Origin of the sequence: Streptomyces sp. NPDC005302 (assembly GCF_040607345.1) — a bacterium.
In the GTDB taxonomy this organism is placed as follows: Bacteria; Actinomycetota; Actinomycetes; order Streptomycetales; family Streptomycetaceae; genus Streptomyces.
This window is the reverse complement of record NZ_JBEXGN010000048.1, coordinates 1-6,531: the sequence shown is the minus strand read 5'-3', so window position 1 is coordinate 6,531 and position 6,531 is coordinate 1. Positions and strand designations below refer to the sequence as shown.

6 protein-coding genes and 1 pseudogene are annotated in these 6,531 nt (G+C 73.2%); 3 read left to right on the top strand and 4 right to left on the bottom strand.

The features are described 5' to 3' along the window. Positions 1–531, bottom strand: a 531-nt coding sequence (locus ABZT74_RS34480; RefSeq protein WP_356441444.1) for a CapA family protein, incomplete at its 3' end; no start/stop codon positions are given. 279 nt (positions 532–810) lie between these two features. Here ABZT74_RS34480 and ABZT74_RS34475 point away from each other — a divergent pair. From ABZT74_RS34475 to ABZT74_RS34465, 3 genes are all read left to right on the top strand, one after another. After that, a complete protein-coding gene (locus tag ABZT74_RS34475) occupies positions 811–1,359 on the top strand; it encodes a sigma-70 family RNA polymerase sigma factor (protein ID WP_355863964.1) in 549 nt (182 codons plus the stop codon). A 135-nt stretch (positions 1,360–1,494) separates the two neighbouring features. Then, the gene (locus ABZT74_RS34470; RefSeq protein WP_355863962.1) at positions 1,495–2,010 is read left to right on the top strand and encodes a hypothetical protein; all 516 of its coding nucleotides are present in this window, start codon (positions 1,495–1,497) and stop codon (positions 2,008–2,010) included. Between the two features lie 199 nt (positions 2,011–2,209). Continuing rightward, entirely contained in the window at positions 2,210–2,890 is a 681-nt protein-coding gene (locus tag ABZT74_RS34465; RefSeq protein WP_355863960.1) for a zf-HC2 domain-containing protein, read from the top strand. Between the two features lie 19 nt (positions 2,891–2,909). Here ABZT74_RS34465 and ABZT74_RS34460 read toward each other — a convergent pair whose 3' ends face one another. The 3 genes and pseudogenes from ABZT74_RS34460 to ABZT74_RS34450 form a co-directional block, all read right to left on the bottom strand. Then, the gene (locus tag ABZT74_RS34460) at positions 2,910–3,770 is read right to left on the bottom strand and encodes a DNA-formamidopyrimidine glycosylase family protein (RefSeq protein ID WP_356441442.1); all 861 of its coding nucleotides are present in this window, start codon (positions 3,768–3,770) and stop codon (positions 2,910–2,912) included. Between the two features lie 210 nt (positions 3,771–3,980). Continuing rightward, positions 3,981–6,056: a SpoIIE family protein phosphatase gene (locus ABZT74_RS34455; protein WP_356441439.1), complete on the bottom strand. Its 2,076-nt coding sequence runs from the start codon at positions 6,054–6,056 to the stop codon at positions 3,981–3,983. A gap of 102 nt (positions 6,057–6,158) precedes the next feature. Next, positions 6,159–6,531: pseudogene (locus ABZT74_RS34450) on the bottom strand (hypothetical protein); the annotation flags it as partial.

The window sequence follows — 6,531 nt, the reverse complement described above, 5'->3', positions numbered from 1 at the left end:
GCCCGCCCGCAGCAGGGTGGCGGCGCTCGCCTCCCTCGCCGTGCGCGCGGAACCGGCGTGCCGCACGCCCGCGCGGTCGAGCGCGTCCAGGGTGCGGCGGATGCCCGCGGCGCCGTCGTCGAGGCTGTGGTTCGAGGCGGTGGAGCAGGCGTCGTAGCCCGTCGCGGCGAGGCCTTCGGCCACCTGGGGCGGGGACTTGAAGACGGGGTATCCCGTGTAGTCGCCGTCCGCGCCGTAGACGGTCTCCATGTGACAGATCGCCAGGTCGGCACCGGACACGATCGGCCGGACGCCCGCGAGCATCGGCCGGAAGTCGTAGCCGTCGCCTCCGGCGTCGGATGCCGCGCGGTCGATGATCGAGCTGTGCGGCAGGACGTCCCCCGAGGCGACCAGGGTGAAAGGGCGGGTGGCGCCGGGAGCGGGCTGGCCGTCCCGGCGGTGGCCGGCCGAGTCCTGGGCCTGACAGGCCGCCGCCGTGGCGATGAGGACGGCCGCGATGGCCAGATTGATCTGTCGCGCGCGTGTGATCATGCCCGGCCCCATCTGGTCGTATTTGATTACTAATTGAGGAGATTCCAGGGACACGGGCGGCCGGCGGTCAAGGAGGCACCACCGCGGCTCGCCCGTTCGGCGCCCGTGAGCCCGCCCGTTGGGGTGACCTGCTGCGAACGGGCGTGCGGAGCCGACGGAATCCCCGCCTCCACCTCGGCGGACCGTTCGGCGCACCGTTCACCGACGGCTTCGACCGCCCACCGCACGGACGCGTCAGCGGCCTGTCCGCGCGGAGCGCATCGCGCTGCCATACACGCCATGACGGCCGGAACCACCACCATCACGAGCGGGACGACCGCCGAGCACGAGCTGGCCACGCTGCAGCGCGAGCACGGCCGCCCCCTCTTCGCCCTGCTGCTGCGCCTGTCGGACGGAGACCGGCAGCGGGCCGAGGACCTGCTGCAGGAAACCCTCGTACGTGCCTGGCAGCACCCCGAGGCGCTACGGGCCGACGCCTTCGAGTCCGTCCGCCCCTGGCTGCTCACCGTGGGGCGGCGGCTCGCCATCGACGCGCGGCGGGCCCGGCAGGCACGCCCGCCCGAGGTCGGGGACGCCGTCCTCGACCATGCGCGCATCTGTGCGGATCACGCCGAACGGTCGGCGGCGACGCTCGATGTGCGGGAGGCTGTGAAGACACTCACTCCGGAGCACCGTGAAGTCCTGGTGCTCGTGTACTTCCAGGGGGCGAGTGTGGCGGAGGCCGCGGCGGCCCTGGGCATTCCGCCCGGTACCGTGAAGTCCCGCGCGTATTACGCGCTGCGCGCCCTGCGCCGGGTACTTCCGGGATATGCGGCCGACCTGCGGTGAAACCGAAGGCTTAGTCAAACCTCCGTAAAGCGCCTTGCTGACGACCATGGTTGAGCACTCAGCTTGCCTCATCCGTGTTCCGGACCGGGGCCCGGGGTCGGGCGACGCGCACGCACCGGAGGAGGGCAGAAAGGGATGCTGCACAGAGGGCAAGAGAGCACGGACGGCACCGGGGGTGGCGAACTCACCGTCCCCATGGCCTGGTTGTACGCCGAGTACATCGCCGACGAACTGCTGCGGACCGGCGATCTGATGCCGCCGACGTCCTTCGAGTTCCGCGCCGGGCGTGACGCCCTCGCGCTGACCATCTTCCTGTCCGACAGCAGCGGCGAACTGTCCGGGATCCGGGTCATCACGCAACTGGAGACCTGGCTCTCCCTGACCGCCTACGACCAGCCCTGGCAGGAGTGGGTGCGCGAACACATGGACCTGCGCGCCGCCGAGGCAGCCGGATCGGCCGCACCCGACCCCGACCTGGAGCTGGCGTCGACGGCCTGGCGGTGGCTGGAGGAGACCGAGCTGCTCGCTCCCGACCTGGACGCGGTGCCCGGCGGGGGCCCCGGACCGGGCGAGGACGACGGCCCGAAGGTGTGGACGCCCGCCTGGCGGCTGGGGCTTCCGCTCGGGCATCTGGCCATCCACCTCTTCTGAGAGCGTCCCCGCCACCGCCTTCTCCACCGCGCCGCGAGATTTCCTCGGGCCCGCACCAATCCGCGGGCACCGGCGCTCCGAATGTCTGAACCGCGATTCCGGACGGGTCTTGAGTGATTCGGCGGTCTGGTGCGTACCCGTGGGCAACAGCAGCACCACTCACAGTCCGCACCATCGCCACGAGGATTCGGTATTCGGTATGAGGTCCCTGGAACGGCATGGCGACGTCGGCGCCTACGCACTCGGCGTGCTCGACGAGGCGGAAGCCTTCCGCTTCGAGGACCACCTCATGGAGTGCCCTCGGTGTACGGCGCACGTGAGCGAGTTTCGCCCCGCCACACGGCAGTTGATGCTGTACCGCCGCTCGACGCCGCGCACGGTGCACCCGTTCGCCGCCCCCGGGCCGCGGCTGCTCGACCGGCTGCTCGGCGAGGTGGCCGCCCGCAACCGGGCGGGGCGCAGGCGTCTCCTGTACGTCGTGGCGGCCTCCGTGGTCCTCGCGGCCGGCGGCCCCGCGATCGCCGTCGTCACCGCGCACGACGCCCCGACGAACCGGGTCGCCGTGGCGGACCCCCAGGAGAGCCGGGTCGCCGCCACCGACGCGGAGACCGGGGTCTGGGCCCAGGTGACGACCACCGACCGGACCTGGGGCACCGACGTCGACGTCCAGGTCAAGGACGCCGGAGGCCCCCGGTCCTGTCAGCTCGTCGCCGTCGGCAAGGACGGCACGGAGGAGACCGTGACCAGCTGGATGGTCCCGCCGCACAACGGCGAGGCCACCCGGATGCGGGGAGGCGCGGCCCTGCGGACCGCCGACATCGGCCGGTTCGAGGTGCGCACGGCGGACGGCAAGCACCTGGTGACCCTCAAGGCCCCCTGAGCGGCGCCCGTCCGCTCCGCTACTTGAGCAGGCGGGACATCCGCCGGTCCGCCAGCGGCTTGCCGCCGGTCTGGCAGGTCGGGCAGTACTGGAGGGCCGAGTCGCTGAAGGAGACCTCGCGGATGGTGTCGCCGCACACCGGGCAGGCCTCCCCCGCTCTCCCGTGCACCCGCAGCCCGCTCTTCTTCTCGGCCTTGAGCCGGCCGGCGGCCAGCCCGTGGGAGCGCTCCACCGCCTCGGCGAGGGTGACGCGCAGCGCCTCGTACAGCCGGTGCGTCTCCTCCGGGGTCAGGGAGGAGGCGAGCTTGAAGGGCGACATCCGGGCGGCGTGCAGGATCTCGTCGCTGTACGCGTTGCCCACGCCCGCGATCAGGCTCTGGTCGCGCAGCGCGCCCTTGAGCTGACGCCGCTCCCCCTGGAGCAGTCCCGCGAAGCGCTCCTCGTCGAAGTCGCCGGCGAGCGGGTCGGGGCCGAGGCGGGCGACGCCGGGGATCTGACCGGGGTCCGCGACGACGTACACCGCGAGGCGCTTCTGGGTGCCGGCCTCGGTGAGGTCGAAGCCCTCGCCCGTCTCCAGCGCGACCCTCAGCGCGAGCGGGCCCTTGCCGGGCCGGGGCGGGCCGTCCGGGAGGGTGTCCCGCCAGTGCAGCCAGCCCGCGCGGGCCAGGTGCGTGACGAAGTGCAGGCCGTCCGCGTCGATGTCGAGGAACTTGCCGAACCGGCCGACGGCCGTGACCGCGCGCCCCTCCAGCGCCGAGACGGGAGGGTCGTAGGTCTTCAGGACGCTGATGGCGACGGGCAGCACGCGCACGATCTCGCGGCCGACGAGACGGTCGGCCAGGAAATCCTTGAGCGCGTCGACCTCGGGCAGTTCCGGCATACGTCCAGAGTGCCATCCGGCACCGACACCGCGACCGAACGTCTTAGCCGCCCCGCGCCGGCCGGGGCCGGTCGGGGCCGGTCGGGGCCGGTCGGGGCCGGTCGGGGCCGGTCGGGGCCGGTCGGGGCCGGTCGGGGCCGGTCGGGGCCGGTCGGGGCAGGTCCGGGCTCATCCGGGCAGCTACGGACCGGTTCTGACCGCTCCGGCCGCTCAGTCCCGTTCCCGGACGACGAACTCGCACCACACGGCCTTGCCGCCGCCCCGGGCCTCCACGCCCCACACGTCGGTGAGCAGGTCGACGAGGAGCAGCCCGCGGCCGGACACCCCGGACTCCCCGGCATCGCGGCGGCGCGGCAGGGCGCTGGAGGAGTCCTCGACCTCGGCCCGCAGCCTGCGGTCGGACCCGGTCAGGACCCGCAGGGTCACGACGGCCGAGCCCTCGGTGTGCATGAGGGCGTTGGTGATGAGTTCGTCGGCGACCAGTTCGATCTCGTCGGCCCGCTCGCCGGCTCCCCAGGCGCGGACGGCGGCCCGGATCATGTGCCGGGCCTCGATGAGCGCCTCGGGGTCGCCGGGTGCCACGTGCTGCTGGAGCCGTCCGCCGGAGCGCTGGTCGCTCAGGCCGCGGCGGCGCAGGAGCAGCAGCGCGACGTCGTCGTCCCCGCCGCGGGCCTCCGCCATGTCGATGAGCCGGTCGGCGAGGTCGTCGACGTCCGCCGGGCCGACGCGGATCACCTCCCTGAGCGTGTGCATGCCGTCGTCGAGGTCGGCGCCCGGTACTTCGACGAGTCCGTCGGTGCACAGCAGCAGGGTCTGGCCCGGGTCGAGTTCGATGGTGGCGACCGGGTATTCGAGGCGCCCGAACTCCGCGGACAGGCCGAGCGGCAGGCCGCCCTCCACGGGCAGCCGCCTGCACGTGCCGTCGGTGTGCCGGACCAGCGGGTCGATGTGGCCGGCCCGGACCAGCTGGGCCACTCCGGTGGACAGGTCGATCTCGGCGTACAGGCAGGTCGCGAAACGGTCGGTGTCGAGTTCGTCGAGGAAGACCGAGGCCCGGGCCATCACGGTTGCCGGGGTGTGACCCTCGGCGGCGTAGGCGCGCAGCACGATGCGCAGCTGGCCCATGACGGCGGCGGCGTGCGTGTCGTGGCCCTGGACGTCGCCGATGACGGCGCCGACGCGGCCGCCGGGCAGCGGGATGAAGTCGTACCAGTCGCCGCCGATGTCGCGGCCGAGCGAGGCGGAGCGGTAGCGGACGGCGATGTCGGCGCCCGGCACGCTGGGGATGGAGCGCGGCAGCATCGCCTGCTGGAGGCCCTGGGCGAGGTCCTTCTCCTGCTCGAAGAACATGGCCCGCTGGAGACTCTGGGCGATGCTGCTGCCGAGGGCGACGAGGACGTTGCGCTCGTCCTCCGAGAAGCCGCGGCGGTCGTTGTAGAGCAGGCCGATCGCTCCGATGGGGCGGGCCTGCACGATGAGCGGCAGATAGGCGGCCGAGGTGATGTTCAGGCCGGTGATGTTCGGCCACAGCAGCGGGTACGACGCGGCGAACTCCTGCGGCGACTCGATGAAGTGCGGCGCGAGGTTCCGTACCACCTCGTTCATCGGGTACTGCGCGTCCAGGCGGGTGACCCGGGTGCCGGGGACGTAGCTGTCCACCGGCCCCGTGGCGACCATGCGGATGCGGCCCGCCTCGACCAGGCCCATGACCAGGCTGGTCGCCCCCAGGTGGGTGAGGCCGTGGGTGTCCTCCAGGACGTCGATGACGTCCTGGACGGTGACGGCGTGGGCCAGCGCCGCCGTGGTGAGCTGGACGACGTTCGTCTGATGGCGCCGGGCCTCGTCCTGCGCGGCCTGCTCACGGCGCGCCGCCGCCTCGCTCAGCTCGTCGGTCGCGTCCCGGACGATGCCGACGATCCGGCGCGGCCGGCCGCCCTCGTCACGGCGGATGTAGCCCTGGGTGTGGGTCCAGCGCAGGGCGCCGTCGCGGCGGCGGATGCGGAAGTAGGCCCCGTAGTTCTCGCTGCCGTCCTTGAGCGCGTGGGACACCATCGTGTCGAGGCGCGTCGACTCGGCCGGGGGAACACGCGTGGCGAGCGAGGCGGGATGCCCGTCGTACTCGTCCGGGCGCACGTCGAAGACCTCGTGGGCCTGGGCGTCCATGTGCATCAGACCGGTGTCCAGGTCCCAGTCGAAGCTGCCCATGCGGTTGAGCGCCAGGATCGGATCCGGGTGGGCGGGCCAGTCGTCCGGGAGTGACAGGGCGCTCGCTCCCCGATCAACCATGCGCCCACCTTGCCAGCATTTGCCCGATTATTCGACTTCTGGGGTCCTCTCTGCCGGGTTCCGGGGAGCCCTCCGCCGGGCTCCCCGGCTCCCAGCGTTCGCTCAGCCGTCGAACACCCCGGTGGAGACGTCGAAGACGCTCTCGCCGGGATCAGGGTCCTCGGGGATCAGCCCGCCGTCGTCGGGGACGTCCGGAAGATCCGGGACGGTGTCCTCGCTCGGCGTGCCCGGCCCGGTGTGCGGCGCCGAGGGGGTCCGGGAGGCCGAGCGGTCGGGGGCCGCCGTCTCGGTCCGCCGCGGGGCGTCCCCGCCCGGCCGGGAGGGCGCCGGGGTGGCTCCGGGCCTCGTCGGAGAGGGCGTTCCGCCGGTGGCCGTGGCGCAGCCCGCGGGCTCGCCGGCGCCGGACGCGCGGTCGCGGCGGGAGACGCCCATGACGGTGTCGTCGGTCGGTGTGGCGGAGGGCCCGGTGCCGGAT

Excerpts from the sequence above, each read along its gene's own strand:
- ABZT74_RS34475 (WP_355863964.1), top strand. The coding sequence starts at position 811 with ATGACGGCCGGAACCACCACCATCACGAGCGGGACGACCGCCGAGCAC.
- ABZT74_RS34470 (WP_355863962.1), top strand. The coding sequence starts at position 1,495 with ATGCTGCACAGAGGGCAAGAGAGCACGGACGGCACCGGGGGTGGCGAA.
- ABZT74_RS34465 (WP_355863960.1), top strand. The coding sequence starts at position 2,210 with ATGAGGTCCCTGGAACGGCATGGCGACGTCGGCGCCTACGCACTCGGC.
- ABZT74_RS34460 (WP_356441442.1), bottom strand. The coding sequence starts at position 3,770 with ATGCCGGAACTGCCCGAGGTCGACGCGCTCAAGGATTTCCTGGCCGAC.
- ABZT74_RS34455 (WP_356441439.1), bottom strand. The coding sequence starts at position 6,056 with ATGGTTGATCGGGGAGCGAGCGCCCTGTCACTCCCGGACGACTGGCCC.